The 16,893-nt window shown below is 71.8% G+C and carries 12 protein-coding genes and 2 tRNA genes; 11 read left to right on the top strand and 3 right to left on the bottom strand.

The window, feature by feature from the left end; genetic code table 11:
- Window positions 1-346 precede the first annotated feature (346 nt).
- The gene (locus MXD60_RS12290) at window positions 347-2,377 is read right to left on the bottom strand and encodes a class I SAM-dependent methyltransferase (RefSeq protein ID WP_308222450.1); all 2,031 of its coding nucleotides are present in this window, start codon (window positions 2,375-2,377) and stop codon (window positions 347-349) included.
- Between the two features lie 328 nt (window positions 2,378-2,705).
- Window positions 2,706-2,779 (bottom strand) — tRNA-Gly (locus MXD60_RS12285).
- 47 nt (window positions 2,780-2,826) lie between these two features.
- On the opposite strand from MXD60_RS12285, the gene MXD60_RS12280 reads away from it, so the two are divergent.
- The 5 genes from MXD60_RS12280 to clpX all read left to right on the top strand — a co-directional run bounded on the left by MXD60_RS12280 (window position 2,827) and on the right by clpX (window position 7,760).
- Window positions 2,827-2,899: transfer RNA gene (locus MXD60_RS12280), tRNA-Pro, on the top strand.
- A gap of 55 nt (window positions 2,900-2,954) precedes the next feature.
- On the top strand, window positions 2,955-4,445 hold the full coding sequence (gene tig, locus MXD60_RS12275) for a trigger factor (RefSeq protein WP_248819162.1): 1,491 nt from the start codon (window positions 2,955-2,957) through the stop codon (window positions 4,443-4,445).
- Window positions 4,446-4,757: 312 nt separating this feature from the next.
- Window positions 4,758-5,393 carry an ATP-dependent Clp protease proteolytic subunit gene (locus tag MXD60_RS12270; RefSeq protein ID WP_248819161.1) on the top strand — a complete coding sequence of 212 codons (636 nt, stop codon included), beginning with the start codon at window positions 4,758-4,760 and terminating at the stop codon, window positions 5,391-5,393.
- A 54-nt stretch (window positions 5,394-5,447) separates the two neighbouring features.
- Window positions 5,448-6,131 (top strand): ATP-dependent Clp protease proteolytic subunit, encoded by a 684-nt coding sequence (locus MXD60_RS12265; RefSeq protein ID WP_248819160.1) that lies wholly within the window; start codon window positions 5,448-5,450, stop codon window positions 6,129-6,131.
- Between the two features lie 339 nt (window positions 6,132-6,470).
- Window positions 6,471-7,760 carry an ATP-dependent Clp protease ATP-binding subunit ClpX gene (clpX, locus tag MXD60_RS12260; protein WP_248819159.1) on the top strand — a complete coding sequence of 430 codons (1,290 nt, stop codon included), beginning with the start codon at window positions 6,471-6,473 and terminating at the stop codon, window positions 7,758-7,760.
- 68 nt (window positions 7,761-7,828) lie between these two features.
- Here the strand turns inward: clpX and MXD60_RS12255 are convergent, their stop codons facing one another.
- Window positions 7,829-9,130: a bifunctional folylpolyglutamate synthase/dihydrofolate synthase gene (locus MXD60_RS12255; RefSeq protein WP_248819158.1), complete on the bottom strand. Its 1,302-nt coding sequence runs from the start codon at window positions 9,128-9,130 to the stop codon at window positions 7,829-7,831.
- A gap of 153 nt (window positions 9,131-9,283) precedes the next feature.
- On the opposite strand from MXD60_RS12255, the gene MXD60_RS12250 reads away from it, so the two are divergent.
- The 6 genes from MXD60_RS12250 (at window position 9,284) to mrdA (ending at window position 16,872) form a co-directional block, all read left to right on the top strand.
- On the top strand, window positions 9,284-10,780 hold the full coding sequence (locus MXD60_RS12250; RefSeq protein WP_248819157.1) for a glutamate ligase domain-containing protein: 1,497 nt from the start codon (window positions 9,284-9,286) through the stop codon (window positions 10,778-10,780).
- A gap of 128 nt (window positions 10,781-10,908) precedes the next feature.
- Window positions 10,909-11,322: a nucleoside-diphosphate kinase gene (ndk, locus tag MXD60_RS12245; protein ID WP_248819156.1), complete on the top strand. Its 414-nt coding sequence runs from the start codon at window positions 10,909-10,911 to the stop codon at window positions 11,320-11,322.
- Window positions 11,323-11,782: 460 nt separating this feature from the next.
- Window positions 11,783-12,814, top strand: coding sequence for a rod shape-determining protein (locus MXD60_RS12240; RefSeq protein ID WP_101835586.1), 1,032 nt, complete (start codon window positions 11,783-11,785; stop codon window positions 12,812-12,814).
- Between the two features lie 258 nt (window positions 12,815-13,072).
- Window positions 13,073-14,017, top strand: a complete 945-nt coding sequence (mreC, locus tag MXD60_RS12235; RefSeq protein ID WP_248819155.1) for a rod shape-determining protein MreC — start codon at window positions 13,073-13,075, stop codon at window positions 14,015-14,017.
- 6 nt (window positions 14,018-14,023) lie between these two features.
- Window positions 14,024-14,566: a rod shape-determining protein MreD gene (gene mreD / locus MXD60_RS12230; RefSeq protein ID WP_248819154.1), complete on the top strand. Its 543-nt coding sequence runs from the start codon at window positions 14,024-14,026 to the stop codon at window positions 14,564-14,566.
- Entirely contained in the window at window positions 14,563-16,872 is a 2,310-nt protein-coding gene (mrdA, locus tag MXD60_RS12225) for a penicillin-binding protein 2 (RefSeq protein WP_248819153.1), read from the top strand. The genes mreD and mrdA overlap by 4 nt, the downstream gene beginning before the upstream one ends.
- Window positions 16,873-16,893: the final 21 nt, after the last annotated feature.

Raw genomic sequence — 16,893 nt, 5'->3', positions numbered from 1 at the left:
GGGGGGGGGGGGGGGGGGGGGGGGGGGGGGGGGGGGGGGGGGGGGGGGGGGGGGGGGGGGGGGGGGGGGGGGGGGGGGGGGGGGGGGGGGGGGGGGGGGGGGGGGGGGGCCCACGCCGCGCCGCACCCGGCCAGGACGGCGCCGACGAGCGCGCTGACCGCCAGCCACCGCAGGGCCGCGCCGCGCCTCGGCGCGCCGGTCTGCCGCGTGCGGGTGTGCCCCATCCGACGTCCCCCTCCGTCGCCGGAAGGCTACGTCACGTGCTCGGCGCTCGGGGTCAGCGCGGGCCGACGCCGGCCCGCGCGTTGCCGCGACAGATCCCGCCGTTGCCCGCCGTTGCCCGCCGTCACCGCCGACGGGCGAGGATCCGGTAGGCGTTGGACCTGGTCCCGGAGGTGAGATACGGCCGGCTGAGCTCGTCGACGACCAGTCCCGCGGCGAAGACCGGGGCCAGCGCCGCGATCGCCAGGACGCGCTTCGCCCGCTCTCGACCGGGATGGTCGACCTCGCGCCAGGGCAGCGCCGGCGACGGCGCGAGCCGCTGCAGCAGGCCGTAGGTGGCGATCACGGGATCACCCTTCTGGTGGACCTCGCCGAAGGCCGGCGCCAGCACCTCGAATCCGCGCTCCGTGAGTGCCTGGACGAGGTTAGCGGCCGGGATGAGGTGTTGGTGCTGGGGAATCAGCCAGCCGGGCCAGAGGCTGCCGTACCAACGCGTTGCCGCGCTGTCCGGATTGGGCACCTCGATCAGCAGGTGGCCGCCGGGCTCCAGGACGGTCGCGGCGACGTCCAGCTCCGCCCGCGGGTCCCGGGTGTGCTCCAGGTAGTGGAACATGCTGATCACGTCGTAGCGGCCCTTCACCTCCCCGGCGAGATCCGGGAAGGAGCCGCGGTGGGCGTGGTCCACCCAGCCGCGCCGTGCCGCCTCCTCGATGCCGGCGCCCATGTCCAGGGCGTCGAAGCGGGTGGTCGGCCAGACGACGCGGGCCGAGTTGCAGAAGTGCCCGTGGCCGCCGCCGACGTCCAGCCAGTTCCGGGGCGTCGGGATCGGCTGGCGGGCCCGGGCGAGGTACGGCTCGTCGCTGTGCCCGAAGACCTCCTCCATTCCGGCCGCGCCGAGGCCGTCATAGAAATCCCGGTAGTAGAAGTCCAGTCCGCCGGGGCTCAGGCGCGGATTCTGGAAGGAGTGGCCGCAGTCCGCGCAGCGATCGACCCGAAAGACGCCGGGCTTGCCCTGGGCGACCTCGCGCCCGCGCATGCGCGGACTGATGTTCGGTCCGCCGCACCAGGGACAGGTGGTCTGGGCCGGCTCGAAGAACCGGTCCAGACCCGCGGCGAGCTCTGCCCGGTAGCCAGGCCGCGCTCGCGCGACCGCGGCCGGATCGGGCCGGACGGAGACGACGAGCGGGTCGCGCCGCGGGGCGGCCTGCCCGCCGGGCACCGCGGGCGTGCTGTCGACCGGCTGGTTCGCGTCGCCCGAGCCCCGGTGGGTGGCCAGCTCACGGCTGGTCGCCCAGGCGTGTCGAACCCGCGCGGCGGCGACGGAGCGGCGGGTGATCGGGCTGCACGCGAATGCCCCCGGCGCGACGCGCACGCGGCGGCCGCCGACCACGGCGGGCTGCAGCCAGGACAGGGCAAACGCGGCGGCGGCGCCGGCCGGGTTGCCCGCCGCGCCGCCCAGGACGGCACCGTCGCGCAGCGCGGGCAGCACGCGCTGCAGCGGCTCCCAGGCATACGCCGCCCGCTGCAGCGCGAGCCGACCGGCCCCGTGGTCGGTATCCGGTCCGACCAGGCCCGGCAGCACGGCGAGGTCGGTGCTGGCGGCGGCATGCCGCTTGCCGAGCTGGACCGCGGCGACCATCTCGGACTCGGTCAGATCGGTGATCTCGGAGCGGGCGTGGAACCGCGGCTGGTCCGCCGTGGCCACGCCGGCGCGGACCAGCAGGTCCTGGTCGACGAGCAGGGCGAATCCCGCGCTGCGGCCACGCGCCAGCCGACTCGTCCGGTAGGTGGTCGGGTCGACCATCCGGGCCAGGTCCAGGACGCGGCCGGCGGGCAGCCGCGCCGGGACGAGATCGAGCACGTCGAGCTCGCGGCGGCGGGCGTGCGCGGTGGCGGCGCGGCGCTGTTCGGCGCTCAGCCGGATCCCCGGTGCGGTGAGCAGCGCATAGTGGGTCCCCGCGGGCGATCCGGCGGAGGTGGGCGATCCGGCGGAGGGGTCAGCGGCCCCGAGGCCGTCGGCGCCGGCGTCGGCCCTGACGTCATCGCCCTGGAGGTCGATGACCTCGAGGGCGTGCAGCCGGCCGCGCAGTCGCGCCGTGTTCACCCCGATCCCGATCCCGACAATCACCGGAAGCCAGTCGCGGCGTCTGGTCACGATACGGACCTCCGAACATCTCGGGATCTATCGGCCAAAATGGAAAATACCCGCGCGAGTAACACCCCGTGTACCCGGTGGGGTCTCGACCGACGTGCACGGTCGGCTGCATCCCTGGTGGGAGCCGGGACTTCGTGCGACGCACGCGGGAAGCATGCCATCGCGGCATGCCCACGGCGTCGACCCGGACTGAACAGACCACAGCGTGGCATCGGCCGCCCCGGCCGGAGTCGATCGGCGAAGGGCACCGCCGGTGAACACGGCGACCCCGCGCTGCCCCACGGGCCTGGCGCCGAGCTGCCGAGACCGCCCGCGGGCGGTCCGGGACTGGAGCGGGTGACCGGGATCGAACCGGCATGGCCAGCTTGGAAGGCTGGGGCTCTGCCATTGAGCTACACCCGCATGGTGATCGAGGCGAGCTTACCCCGTAGGATAAGCGTGCAACGCCTCGGGGCGTAGCGTAGTGGCTAGCGCGCCTGCTTTGGGTGCAGGAGATCGGGAGTTCGAGTCTCCCCGCCCCGACCGATAGCCTCGGCGTGTCACCCCGTCCAACGTCGTACCAGGAGACCGCCGCGCCGTGAAGGCCACCAAGGAGACCCTCAGCCCGACCCGGGTCAAGCTCACCGTCGAGGTGCCCTTCGACGAGCTCAAGCCCTCGCTCGACGCCACGTACCGCAAGCTCGCCCGCCAGGTGAAGGTGTCGGGGTTCCGGCCGGGCAAGGTCCCGCCCCGCATCCTCGACCAGCGGATCGGTCGCGGCGTCATCCTCGACGAGGCCGTCCAGGAGGCGTTGCCGCAGCTCTACTCCGAGGCCGTGCAGGCCGAGGAGGTCGACGTGCTGTCGCGGCCGGAAGTGGACATCACCGAGTTCGCCGACGGCGGCCAGCTGGTGTTCACGGCGGAGGTCGACGTCCGGCCCGAGCTCACCCTGCCCGAGTTCGCCGACCTGTCGATCACCGTCGACACGGTCGAGGTGACCGATGAGCAGGTGGAGGAGCAGCTCGGCGCGCTGCGGGACCGGTTCGCCCAGCTCACCCCGGTGGAGCGGCCCGTGCAGACGGGCGACTTCGTCTCGCTGGACCTGTCGGCCGAGGCCGACGGCGAGCCGGTCGAGGGCGCCGAGGCGACCGGGCTGTCCTACGAGGTCGGCAGCGGCAACCTCGTCGAGGGCCTGGACGAGGCGATCATCGGTGCGGCCGACGGCGAGTCGCGCACCTTCACCACCGAGCTGCTCGGTGGCGACCAGGCCGGCAAGCCGGCGCAGGTGACCGCGACCGTCCGCGGGGTCAAGGAGAAGGAACTTCCCGACCTCGACGACGACTTCGCCACCACCTCCAGCGAGTTCGACACGCTCGACGAGCTGCGGGCCGATGTGCGCGGCCGGCTGGAGCAGTCGCGTCGCACCGAGCAGGTCGGCCAGGCCCGGGAGAAGCTCCTGGAGAGCCTGCTGGAGCGCGTCGAGGTCCCCGTTCCCGACTCGCTGCTCACCGGTGAGATCGAGGCCCGTGAGCACCGGCTGACGCACGAGCTGGAGCACATCGGCACCGATCGGGCCAGCTACCTCGAAACCCTCGGCCAGTCCGCCGAGGAGTTCGACGCCGAGGTCCGGGAGACGGCCGGCAAGGCGATCCGCTCGCAGTTCATCCTCGACGCGGTCATCGACGCCGAGTCGATCGGGATCGACCAGGGCGAGCTCATGGAGCAGGTGATCATGCGGGCCCAGCGGTCCGGCATGCAGCCTGACGTGTTCGCCCAGCAGCTTGCCCAGGGCGAGGGGCTGCAGGCGCTGATGGCCGACGTCCTGCGGACCAAGGCGCTCTTCCTGCTCCTCGAGAACGCCAAGGTCGTCGACGGCGAGGGCAACGACGTGCAGCTCCTGCTGCCGGCCCGCCCCGCGGCCGACGACGAGACCGAGATCGAAGGCGTCGAGGGCGAGGTCGAGGGCGAGGTCGAAGGCGTCGAGGGCGAGGCGGCCGAGGTCGAGGCCGCCGCTGACGGCGAGCCCGAGCAGGACGCGACGGCCGCCGCCGACGCGACTGCCGGCGGCAGCGGTGACCGCGACATCTGACGCCGCCTGAGTTCCCCGATGGCCCCCGGACCCGGTCCGGGGGCCATCACCGTTCGGGCCATCGCTGTTCGGGGGGGGTATGTCGAAACTGCCCCCTCGCGGGCCGAACGGGCGGCGGGTCCGGTTTGACCCGCCCGATGTCGACCCTGCGTCGCCGGATGTCGCGGCCCGTCGTCGGGGCGGCCGTCCGGACCGGCCGGTCCTCACGCCCAGCGCGAACAACGAGCCTGAACGGCCGGAACTCACGCGTGTCACAGATAGTGTCGAGCCGGTCAATCAGCCGCCCCATGTGAGGAAGCCGAGGAGCTGACCGTGAGTAACCTCGCAGTTCCGCGCCTGCCCGGTCCGGAGCTCCGTTCGCCCGGCCAGGGTGGACCAGCCTTCGACGACCAGGTGTTCAACCGCCTGCTGGCCAACCGGATCGTCTTCCTCGGATCAGTGGTCGAGGACTCGATCGCCAACACGATCTGCGCGCAGCTCCTGCTGCTCAACGCCGAGGACCCGACCCGAGACATTTTCCTCTACATCAACTCGCCGGGTGGCTCGGTGAGCGCGGGTATGGCGATCTACGACACGATGCAGTTCGTCGAGAACGACGTCGCGACCGTCTCGCTCGGCCTCGCCGCGTCCATGGGGCAGTTCCTGCTCTGTGCCGGGGCGCCAGGCAAGCGCTACTCGCTGCCGCACGCGCGGATCATGATGCACCAGCCCTCCGGCGGCATCGGCGGAACGGCCTCGGACATCGCCATCCAGGCGGAGCAGATGCTCTACACCAAGCGGATGATGCAGGAGCGCATCGCGTTCCACACCGGTCAGCCGATCGAGCAGATCGAGCGTGACTCCGACCGGGACCGATGGTTCACCGCCGAGGAGGCGAAGGACTACGGCTTCGTCGACCAAGTCGTCCAGCAGGCCCGTCAGGTCCCCAGCGAAGGCCCGGTGAGCTGAGCGGTCCCCGCTCGGCCGGACCGCCACCGTCATCCGTTCCCGGAGGCAGCCATCATGTTCAACGAGACCCTCTACCATCAGGTGCGGTCTGAGCAGGCCCGCCAGGCTGCCGCCGCGCAGCCGCAGGGCCGTTACGTCCTGCCGAACATCATCGAGAAGACCTCCCGCGGCGAGTACGGCATGGATCCGTACTCGAAGCTGCTCAAGGAGCGGATCGTCTTCCTGGGTGTGCAGATCGACGACGTGTCGGCGAACGACGTGATGGCGCAGTTGTTGTTCCTGGAGTCGGAGGATCCCGACCGGGACATCTCGATCTACATCAACTCGCCGGGTGGGTCGTTCACGTCGTTGACGGCGATCTACGACACGATGCAGTTCGTGCGGCCGGACATCTCGACGATCTGCATGGGGCAGGCGGCGTCGGCGGCGGCGGTGCTGCTCGCGGCGGGTACGCCGGGCAAGCGGTTCGCGCTGGAGAACAGCCGGATCCTGATCCACCAGCCGTCCGCGCAGGGCGAGGGCCAGTCCAGCGACATCGAGATCCAGGCGCGCGAGATCCTGCGGATGCGCTCGCTGCTGGAGCGGATGCTGGCCGCGCACACCGGCAAGAAGGAAGAGGAGATCCGCAAGGACACCGAGCGAGACAAGATCTTCAGCGCCGACGAGGCCAAGGCATACGGCCTCATCGACGAGGTCATCAAGACCCGGAAGTCCTCCCGGCTGGCCACCACGAGCTGAGGTGGGTCCCGTCGGTCGCGCGGCCCGCGCCGGGGCGATTGCTGCCCATGTATCTGCTCCGGCGCGGATACCACGCACGGCGCGCCGACGGGATTGAATCCGGCCAGCAGGTTCGACGTGTGACGCGTTGGCCTAAGGGGACGGCGTGGGCGCGCGGGGACGGCCACGGTGACCGTAGGCTGACCGGTATGAGCCGAGCGATAGGGCACTCACCGGGTCGCTTGGCGGGGTACCGTCCCCACGGGGATGGTTGCAGGCAGACACGCGACGACCGGGCGGTGTCAACCGCCCCTGACATGCAGGCGACACCATCGTCTGGGCGAAGGGACTGAGTCCTCGGTGGCACGCATCGGTGATGGCGGTGACCTGCTCAAGTGCTCGTTCTGCGGTAAATCGCAGAAGCAGGTGAAAAAGCTCATCGCCGGCCCTGGCGTCTACATCTGCGACGAGTGCATCGATCTGTGTAACGAGATCATCGAGGAGGAGCTCTCCGAGTCCTCCGAGCTCAAGTGGGACGAGCTTCCCAAGCCTCGGGAGATCTACGAGTTCCTCGACGGCTACGTCGTCGGCCAGGAGACAGCGAAGAAGACCCTCTCCGTCGCCGTCTACAACCACTACAAGCGGGTGCAGGCCGGTGGCTCCGGCAGCGGCGAGGGCGGTAAGGGCGAGGTCGAGCTCGCCAAGAGCAACATTCTGCTGCTCGGCCCGACCGGCTGTGGCAAGACGCTGCTCGCCCAGACGCTTGCCCGGATGCTGAACGTCCCGTTCGCCATCGCCGACGCGACCGCGCTCACCGAGGCCGGCTATGTGGGCGAGGATGTCGAGAACATCCTGCTCAAGCTCATTCAGGCCGCCGATTATGACGTCAAAAAGGCCGAAACGGGCATTATCTATATCGACGAGGTCGACAAGATAGCCCGTAAGTCGGAAAACCCCAGCATTACTCGGGATGTGTCGGGCGAGGGCGTGCAGCAGGCCCTGCTGAAGATCCTCGAGGGCACCACCGCGAGCGTGCCGCCGCAGGGTGGCCGTAAGCACCCGCACCAGGAGTTCATCCAGATTGACACGACGAACGTCCTGTTCATCGTGGGTGGCGCCTTCGCCGGGCTGGACCGGATCATCGAGTCCCGGATCGGCAAGAAGTCGCTGGGCTTCCGCGCCGTCCTGCACGGCAAGGACGACCCGGACGCCACCGACGTCTTTGGCGACATCATGCCGGAGGACCTGCTCAAGTACGGGATGATTCCCGAGTTCATCGGCCGGCTGCCGGTCATCACCAGCGTGTCGAACCTTGACCGCGAAGCGCTGATCCGCATCCTCACCGAGCCGAAGAACGCGCTCGTCCGCCAGTACAAGCGGCTGTTCGAGCTGGACAGCGTGGATCTCGACTTCACCTCCGACGCGCTGGAGGCCATCGCCGACCAGGCGATCCTGCGCGGCACCGGCGCCCGCGGCCTGCGGGCGATCATGGAGGAGGTGCTCCTGTCGGTGATGTACGACATCCCGAGCCGCAAGGACGTCGCGCGGGTGGTCGTGACCCGCGAGGTCGTCCTCGAACACGTCAATCCGACGCTCGTGCCCCGGGACGTCGCCTCGAAGCGGGCGCCCCGTCAGGAGAAGTCGGCCTGAGACCGGCCATCGTCCGCAGCGCCCGCCGCGGGCCGGCGGTCCGCCGGCACCTGAGCGGCGGGCTGCCCTCACTGGCGCATGTCGGCCAGCCCGCGGCGCGCCTCGGTGAGGTGGTAGAAGGACCCGGTCACCAGGATCGCCCCGTCCGCTCCGGCCCGCTCCACAGCGAGCGCCGCCGCGGCCGCCACGGTGGGCGCCTCGACGGCCGGGTGCCCCAGCCGGCGGGCGGCAGCCAGGAGCTGGTCCACCGGGATCGCCCGTAGCGAAGCGGGCTCGCAGCAGACCAGCGCCTCGATCCGATCGCCGGGTAGCTCCGCGAGGGTTCCCTCGAAGTCGTGCCCGCGCAGCGCGCCGTAGACGACCGTCCAGCGCCGCCCGGGAAACTCCTCGGTGAGCGACGTGGCCAGCGCCGCTGCGGCGGCGGGATTGTGCGCGCCGTCCAGCACCCGCAACGGCCCGCGACCGAGGATCTCCAGCCGGCCGGGTGCCCGCACGGCGCCGAGCCCGGCGCGGACGACCGCGGCCGGCAGCGGGCCGTCGAGAAACGCCTCCACCGCCGCCAGCGCGCACGCGGCGTTGGCGTCCTGATAGGTCCCGTGCAGCGCCAGCAGCACATCGTCATAACGGGCCCGCGGCGTGCGCAGGTCGACCCGGCGCCCCGCCGGGTCGGGCCGCCCGCCCGCCGTCCCGAAGTCCGGGCCCAGCCGCAGCACCGTCGCGGCCGGGGTCGCGGTGAACACGTCGTCGAAACGGTCCTCGACGTCGCCGAGGACGAGCCGCGCGCCGGGCTTGACGATGCCGGCCTTTTCCCGGGCCACGCCGGCCATGCTGCCGGCATAGTCGAGGTGATCGGCGCCGATGCCGGTGACGACTGCGACCCGGCCGTCGGCGATGTTGGTGGCGTCCCAGCGGCCGAGCAGGCCGACCTCGACGACCGCGACGTCCACGGCCCGCTCGGCGAACCAGTGGTACGCCGCCGCGGTCAGCAGTTCGAAGAAGGTGGGGCGGGACGTCATCGGCGCGGCGGCGTCCACCGCGGCACCGACGGCGTGGGCGAACTCGTCGTCGTCGATCGGCCGGCCGCTCACGGCGAGCCGCTCGTTCGTTCGTTCCAGGTGTGGACTGGTGTAGAGGCCGACCCGCAGGCCAGCCGCGTCGAGCAGCGCGGCGGCGATCCGGGCCGTCGAGGTCTTGCCGTTCGTGCCGGTCAGATGGATGACGGGGATCCGGCGCTGGGGGTCGCCGAGCCGGCTCGCGAGCTCCCGCATCCGGTCCAGGCTGGGCACCGGCGGCTCAGCGGTGATCGCCTGCTTCTCCAGGTCCACCGATTCGGCCAGTGCGGCGCTCGCCGCCTCGTAGGTCCATGTCACCAGTCACTCCCACCCTCGCTGTCTGGGCTTGACAGTAGCGACCGGCACAACCCGGACGAGCCGAGCTTCCTGCTGACGGAAACGGACGGCCAGGGCGGCGGCTCGGGTGGACGTCGGCCGTCACCGGTGCTCCGAACTCGTAGGATCAACGCCGTGACAGGCACCGCGGCAAACGCCGGAACCACCGCAGGTCCCGGGGAACCCACCGGGGCCGGGCCGCCCTCCTTCGCCGCCGCGTACGCGCAGCGCGCGGGCGTGCGCCCGGGGCCGGGGCTGCCCGGGCTGCGCCGGCTGCTCGACGTGCTCGGCCAGCCGCAACGGACCTTTCCCAGCATCGTCGTCGCCGGCTCGGTGGGGAAGAGTTCCACGGTCTCCATGATCACCGCGCTGCTCGACGAGTTCGGCATCCGGACCGGCTCGCTGAGTTCGCCCGACTGGCTCGGCGCCGTCGCCCAGATCGGGCTGACCGGCGCGGTGATCGAGGCCGACGCGCTCGGTCGGGCCCACGAGGATGTCGCTCCCTACCTGCCGCTGGTGGAGGACGACGGGCCGCTGAGCGCCTTCGAGCTGCTCGCCGCGGTGGCCTTCGCCGCGTTCGCCGACGCCCCGGTCGACCTGGCGGTCATCGAGTCCGGCTGGGACGGCTCCGCGGAACTCGGTGACCTGGCGGACCTGCTCGTCGCCCCGGTGGCCGCGGTGACCCCGGTCTCCGTTCCCGGGGAAGGCGAAGAGGACACCGTCCTCGGCAATGCGGTCCTCGGCAATGCGGTCCCCGGCTGTCCGGACGCCGCTGACGTCATCCCCGGCGCCGAGCACGATCCGGGGAAGGGCCCGGGCGCCGCGGACGGGGAGGCGGCCGCACTCGACCGGATCGCGGCGCGGGTCGGCGCGGCGATCCACGCGGACGCCCTGGTCGTCCTCGCCCAGCAGGCGCTGCCGGCCGCGCGGGCGCTGCTGCGGCGGGCGGCCGGCGTCGGCGCGACCGTCGCCCGGGAGGGCATGGAGTTCGGCGTGGTCGGGCGGCGGATCGCCGTCGGCGGCCAGATGGTCGTGCTCAAGGGTCTCGGTGGCACCTACGACGAGCTGTTCCTGCCGCTGCACGGCGCCCATCAGGCGCACAACGCCGCCGTCGCGCTCGCCACCGTCGAGGCATTCCTCGGCGGTGGCCAGAACCAGCTCGACCTGGACGCCGTCCGCGCCGGCCTCGCCCGGGTGGACGGGCGGGGCCGCCTGGAGATCGTGCGCACCTCGCCGTCGATCGTGCTGGACGTCGCCCGGGACCCGGCCGCCGCGGCGGCGCTCGTGAGCGCCCTGGACGAGGCGTTCACGTTCGAGGTGCTGATCGGCGTCGTCGCCATCGACGGTGACGAGGCGCTCGCCGCCCGCGTTCTGGCCGCCCTGGAACCGGTTCTCACCGCCGTGGTCATCACCTCGGGGGCGGGCCCGGCCGGGCTTCCCGTGGACGACCTCGCGGCCGTCGCCACCGGCGTGTTCGGCGTGGACCGGGTCGAGGTGGCCCCGCGCCTGGACGACGCGATCGACGACGCCGTCCGGCTGGCCGAGCAGGACGCCGACCTGGGCGGCGCGGGCGTGCTGGTCACTGGTTCGGCGCCGGTCGTGGGCCGGGCGAGGGTCCTGCTCGGTTCCTGAGGCGGGAGCCGGTGCGCCCCGAGGTGGCCCGGTCCGGCCATGAACGTGTCGCGGGCACCCTGTAAGTTGACGAGGGGCCCACGGGTTCCCGACTAAGACGACGATGTCGATGATCGTGAAGGAGAACCGTGTCCGCCGAGCGCACCCTCATCCTGGTCAAGCCGGACGGCGTCAGCCGTGGCCTCGTCGGTGAGGTGGTCGGCCGGCTGGAACGCAAGGGACTCACCCTGATCGCTCTCGAACTGCGCACGCTGGAGCGTTCCGTCGCCGAGACGCACTACGGCGAGCACTCCGCCAAGCCCTTCTTCGGCGAGCTCGTCGACTTCATCGTGTCGGGCCCCCTGGTCGCCCTGGTCGCCGAGGGGCCGCGCGCCGTCGAGGCCGCCCGCGGGCTGATCGGTGCCACCGACCCGGTGAAGTCCGCCCCCGGCTCGATCCGCGGTGACTACGCGCTGGAGATCGGTCAGAACCTCGTGCACGGCTCGGACTCGCCGGAGTCCGCGAAGCGCGAGATCGACCTGTTCTTCCCCGGCCTGAGCTGACGTCCGGGCCGGCTGCGTGACGGCTGGCGGGCGTCCGGCGGGGGTGAGTCGATCGAGGTCGGCCACGCTCCGGTAGGAGGCACGGCCGATGCTGGGCGTATCGGCTTCGTGGTTCATCCACCCCCAGTCGAGGTCGATCCCGACCAAGGGTGACACGAGCGTCCCCACCGTCGGTGGGGCCGGCGGTGGGCCGCTCGGCGGTCTACCCTTCAAGTACCTGCCCGGAGCGTGCACGGTGCGTCGCGGCGGTCGACGAGGTCGGTCACCGCGATGCAACCTGGTGGGCGCACCGGGTGACCCCGCCCGAACCACGACCCCTGTCCGTGTTCCACGCGCTTCCCCTGGTTACCTGGTGACTCCGCTTACCGGGTGACTCCGCTACCTGGTGACTCCAGCCAACTCCCGTCGCCGTGCCGGAGGCGGCCAGGACCGCATCCCCCGGGAAGGTCGGTACCCGACGATGTCCAGTTCGCTGTCGTTCCTCGGTCGTGACATGGCCGTCGATCTCGGTACTGCCAACACGCTGGTCTATGTGCGTGGCCGCGGGATTGTGCTCAACGAGCCGAGTGTCGTGGCGATCAACACCACGACCTCGGGCATCCTGGCCGTCGGCACCGACGCCAAGCGGATGATCGGCCGCACTCCCGGCAACGTGGTGGCGGTCCGGCCGCTGAAGGACGGCGTCATCGCCGACTTCGAGACGACCGAGCGGATGCTGCGGTACTTCATCCAGAAGGTGCACCGCCGTCGCCACTTCGCCAAGCCCAGGCTGGTCGTGTGCGTGCCGTCGGGAATCACCGGGGTCGAGCAGCGGGCCGTCAAGGACGCCGGCTACCAGGCCGGCGCCCGCAAGGTCTACATCATCGAGGAGCCGATGGCCGCCGCCATCGGTGCCGGCCTCCCGGTCCACGAGCCGACCGGCAACATGGTCGTCGACATCGGTGGCGGCACCACCGAGGTCGCCGTGATCTCGTTGGGCGGCATCGTCACCAGCCAGTCGATCCGCACCGCCGGTGACGAGCTGGACGTCGCGATCATCTCCTACGTGAAGAAGGAGTACTCGCTGATGCTCGGCGAGCGCACCGCCGAGGAGATCAAGATGGCGATCGGCTCGGCGTACAAGGTCCCGGACGAGCCCAGCGCGGAGATCCGCGGCCGCGACCTCGTCACCGGCCTGCCGAAGACGATCGTGGTGACCGCCGAGGAGATCCGCAAGGCCATCGAGGAACCGGTCAACGCGGTGATCGACGCGGTGAAGGTGACGCTCGACCGCTGCCCGCCGGAGCTGTCCGGTGACATCATGGACCGGGGGATCGTGCTGACCGGCGGCGGCGCGCTGCTGCGCGGGCTCGACGAGCGGCTGCGTCACGAGACCGGCATGCCGATCCACATCGCCGAGAACCCGTTGCACTCCGTGGCGATGGGGTCGGGCAAGTGCGTCGAGGAGTTCGAGGCGCTCCAGCAGGTGCTCATCTCCGAACCGCGGCGGTAGTACGCCGAGCCGGACTCCCCGGCCCACCTGGGGGCTCTCCGGCTGGCATCGCCGCAACGGGGAGTTCGTGTCAGATCCGGGAACGTCGCGGCGACACCGATCGTCCGACCGAAGCGACGGGCCGCGGGCCGTGCCCGGGCCATCGGCCTGTCGTGACCCGGCCATCGTCAGCCCGTCGTGTGCGCGGGCCGTCGTCCCGTGCTGTCCGGCGCCCACCTCCCGGCAGCCCGGGACCTGAGATCATTTTCGGAGGCCGTTGTGGGGCGTGACACGAGGCGAACCCGCCTGGTGATCGCCGCTCTGCTCGTCGTCGCGTTCGCGCTGATCACGCTCGACTACCGCACGGGCCACTCGGCGACCGGGGTCCGCGGCGCCATGCACTCCGCGTTCGGCGGCATCGAGGACGGGGTGACCGCGGTGGTCCGCCCGATCGGCCGCACGGCCTCCTCGCTGACCCATCCCAACCGCTACCACGACCGCGCGGACCGCCTCGCCCAGGACAACGCGCAGCTCCGCCGGCAGCTCGCCGACGACAAGGAGATCACCAGGCTGGCGGGGGAGCTGTCCAGCCTGCGCCTGCTCGCCGACAAAGGCCAGTACTCGATCATTCCGGCGAAGGTCATCGCGATCGGCGACGTCACCGGCACCGACTGGACGGTCACGGTCAACGCGGGGCGCGCCGACGGCGTCGCTGTCGACAAGACCGTGCTGAACGCCGACGGCCTGGTCGGCACGGTCTCGTCGGTGACCGCGCACACCGCGGTGATCCGGCTGGCCTGCGACCCGAACAGCCGGATCGGCGCCCGGCTCGAACGCACCCAGCTGCTCGGGGCGGTGGCCGGTGGCCAGGGCCCGAGCTCGCTCGTGTTCACCCTGTACGACGCGTCGTACCGGGTGCAGAAGGGTGACCGCCTGGTGACCTTCGGCAGCTCCGACTACGTCGCCGGGGTGCCCATCGGCGAGGTCACGAAGGTGACGGACGTCGGCGGCCTGTCCCGCACCGCGGAGGTCAAGCCGTACGTGTCGGTCGGCTCCCTGGACCTCGTCGGGGTGGTGGTCGGCCGGCCGCCGGCCGATCCGGGTGATCGGCTGCTGACGCCCCGCCCGGTCGCGGCCCAGCCGCCGCCCGCCGCCAGCTCCGCGCCGTCAACGGCCGCGCAGCCGTCGGCCGCGCCGGGCGCCGCTCAGGGTGGGGTGGGCTGAGCCGGCATGCTGGACATGTTCGAGTCCGCCGACACCATTCGGCCGCGTACGTTCGCCGCCGCGATCGGGCTGCTCGTGGTGGCCCTGGTGGTGCAGGTCTCCGTCATCGCCCGGCTGGACCTGCCCGGCGGGCGACTCGACCTCGTCCTTGCCCTGCTGGCGGCGATCGCGCTGATCGAGGGGCCGCTCGTCGGGTCGATCAGCGGCTTTGTGGTAGGGCTGTTGGCCGATCTGGCGTCGAGTCACGTCCTCGGTCAGTCTGCTCTCGTTCTGTGCCTGATCGGCTACGCTGTTGGCCTGGTGATGGATGAGGCGCAGCGGTCGGTGGCGGTTCCCCTGGTGGTGATCGGCGGGGCCAGCGTGCTGGGCACCCTGGCCTACGTGGCGATCACCTCGATCCTCGGTGAAGCGGCGCTGACCGGCGGCGAGGCGATCAGCCGGGCGCTGGTCACCGGCGTCTACGCGGCCCTGGTGACCCCGTTCCTGTATCCGGCGTTACTCCTCGGCTCGCGCCGGCTGGCCGGGAAACACCGGCGAGGCGGGCGATGAACGACCGGATGCGGATCCGCGTCCTGCTGCTCCGGGTCCTGGTGCTGTCGCTGCTGGTCACGCTCGGTGCCCGCCTGTGGGTGCTGCAGATCCTCGACGGCGACCACTACCGGCAGGTGGCCGAGACGAACCGGGTCCGCGAGGTGGTGACCCCCGCGACCCGCGGGATGATCCTCGACGACCGCGGCCAGCCGCTTGTGCGCAACCGCACCTCCCTGGTCATCTCGGTGAACCGGTCGACGACGGACCGGCAGCCCGACCACGGCAGGGCGGTGCTGGCCCGGCTCGCCTCGGTGATCGGCAGCCCGGCCGACGATCTGACCAAGCGCATCCGGTTCTGCGCGGCCCAGATCAAGCCGCCCTGCTGGAACGGCTCGCCCTACCAGCCCGTGCCGGTCGCCAAGGACGTCTCCCCGCAGCAGGCACTGGCCGTCATCGAGCATCCCGACCGCTTCCCCGGCGTCTCCGCGGACCTGCAGGCCGTGCGCGAGTACCCGCACGGCTCGCTCGCCGCCCACGAGCTGGGCTACCTCGCCCCGGTGACCCAGGACCAGCTCGACAAACAGGGCGACGAGAAGGGCTACCACCTCAACAGCCTCATCGGCGTCGCCGGGCTGGAGAACACCTACGACGACGAGCTGCGCGGCACCGACGGCGTGGAACGCCTCGAGGTCGACCGGTTCGGCCGGGTGGCCGGGACCGCCTCCACCACCGCCCCGGTCAGCGGCGACCACCTCGTGCTCAACCTCGACCTCGACGTCCAGCAGGCAGCCGAGCAGGCACTGCAGGACACGATCAACTCCCTCGGCGGGGGAGCGCGGACCGCCTCGGCCGTCGTCCTCAACGTGCGCACCGGCGGCGTGGTGGCGATGGCGAGCCTGCCGTCCTACGACCCGTCGGTGTTCGTCGGCGGCGTGTCCGAGCAGGACTACCGGGCGCTGTCCGACCCGGCGAACGGCATCCCGCTGCTCTCGCGGGCGTACCAGGGCTCGGGCGCGGCCGGGTCGACCTTCAAGGCGGTGTCCACCGCCGTCGCCATGCAGAACCTCGGGGCGAAGCCGGACCAGAAGTTCCCCTGCTCGCAGACCCTGCAGATCGGCGACCAGACCTTCCACAACTTCGACGGGGAGTCCGCCGGGCCGATCACCCTGCACCAGGCGCTGGTCATCTCCTGTGACGTCATCTTCGACCAGTTCGCCTATGACGCGTGGCTCGCCGACGGCGGCCTGCGCAACGGCCGCGGCCCCTACGCGCCCCCCGAGGAGTACTTCGCCCGGATGGCCGAGGCGATGGGCTTCGGCAAGGCCACCGGGATCGACCTGCCCGGGGAGACGAAGGGATCGGTCGTCGACCGGGCCGGGGCGAAGGCGATCTGGGAGGAACTGAAGGACTCCTACTGCCGGCGGGCGAAGAACGGCTACCCGGAGGAGCCCGATCCGACGAAGGCGGAGCGGTTCCGCAAGTACGCCGCCGAGGCCTGCGTCGACGGATACCTGTACAACGGCGGTGCGGCAGCCCAGTTCGCCATCGGCCAGGGCCAGTACCTGGCGGTGAGTCCGCTGCAGCTGGCCAGCGCCTACGCGGCCATCGCCAACGGCGGCACACTGTGGAAGCCCACGCTGGCCAAGGCGGCGGTCTCGCCCGACGGCAAGGTCGTGCGGACCTACCCGCCGACGAAGACCGGCACCCTACCGGTGTCCCAGGACGTCCTCGCGTACCTCCGCGACGGCCTGCACGGCGTGGCCAGTGAACCGGGCGGCACCGCCACCGGCGTCTTCGCCGACTGGCCGAACGACCAGATCCCGATCGCGGCGAAGACCGGCACCGCCGAGGTCGAGGGCAAGGGCGACACCTCCTGGTTCGCGTCGTTCGCCCCGGCGAACAACCCACAGTTCGCCGTCGTGGTCACGATCCCGGACTCCGGCCAGGGTGCCCAGTACGCCGGCCCGGTCGTCAAACGGATCTACCAGGCCATCTACGGGATCGGCCAGCAGGCGGCGATGCCCGGCGGCAAACCGCCGGCGGCGTTGCCGCGGATCAACGCCGACGGCACGATCGCCGCGTCCCCGGCCGTCGGCGCGCTGACCCCGGCCGCGCCGACCTCCCCGGGCGCGCCGATCACCGCGACCCCGGCCTCGACGATCACCACCGCGACGACACCCACCGTGGCGGCGCTGGGATCCGGGGCGGCCACCCCGGTGTCCGCGGTGGCGACGTCGCCGCGGGTGATGCCGCCGGTGTCGACGTCACCCATGGCGACGTCACCCACGGCGGGTGCGCTGGCGCCGAGCCGCGCGCCGCCCTGAGCCGGCCCCGGCGAGCCGCCG

The sequence above is a fragment of the Frankia sp. AgB32 genome (assembly GCF_023243045.1).
Classification (GTDB): domain Bacteria; phylum Actinomycetota; class Actinomycetes; order Frankiales; family Frankiaceae; genus Frankia.
The sequence above is the reverse complement of the archived record's forward strand: the minus strand, read 5'-3'. Positions and strand labels throughout refer to the sequence as shown.

Excerpts from the sequence above, each read along its gene's own strand:
- mrdA (WP_248819153.1), top strand. The coding sequence starts at position 14,563 with ATGAACGACCGGATGCGGATCCGCGTCCTGCTGCTCCGGGTCCTGGTG.
- mreD (WP_248819154.1), top strand. The coding sequence starts at position 14,024 with ATGCTGGACATGTTCGAGTCCGCCGACACCATTCGGCCGCGTACGTTC.
- MXD60_RS12240 (WP_101835586.1), top strand. The coding sequence starts at position 11,783 with ATGTCCAGTTCGCTGTCGTTCCTCGGTCGTGACATGGCCGTCGATCTC.
- MXD60_RS12265 (WP_248819160.1), top strand. The coding sequence starts at position 5,448 with ATGTTCAACGAGACCCTCTACCATCAGGTGCGGTCTGAGCAGGCCCGC.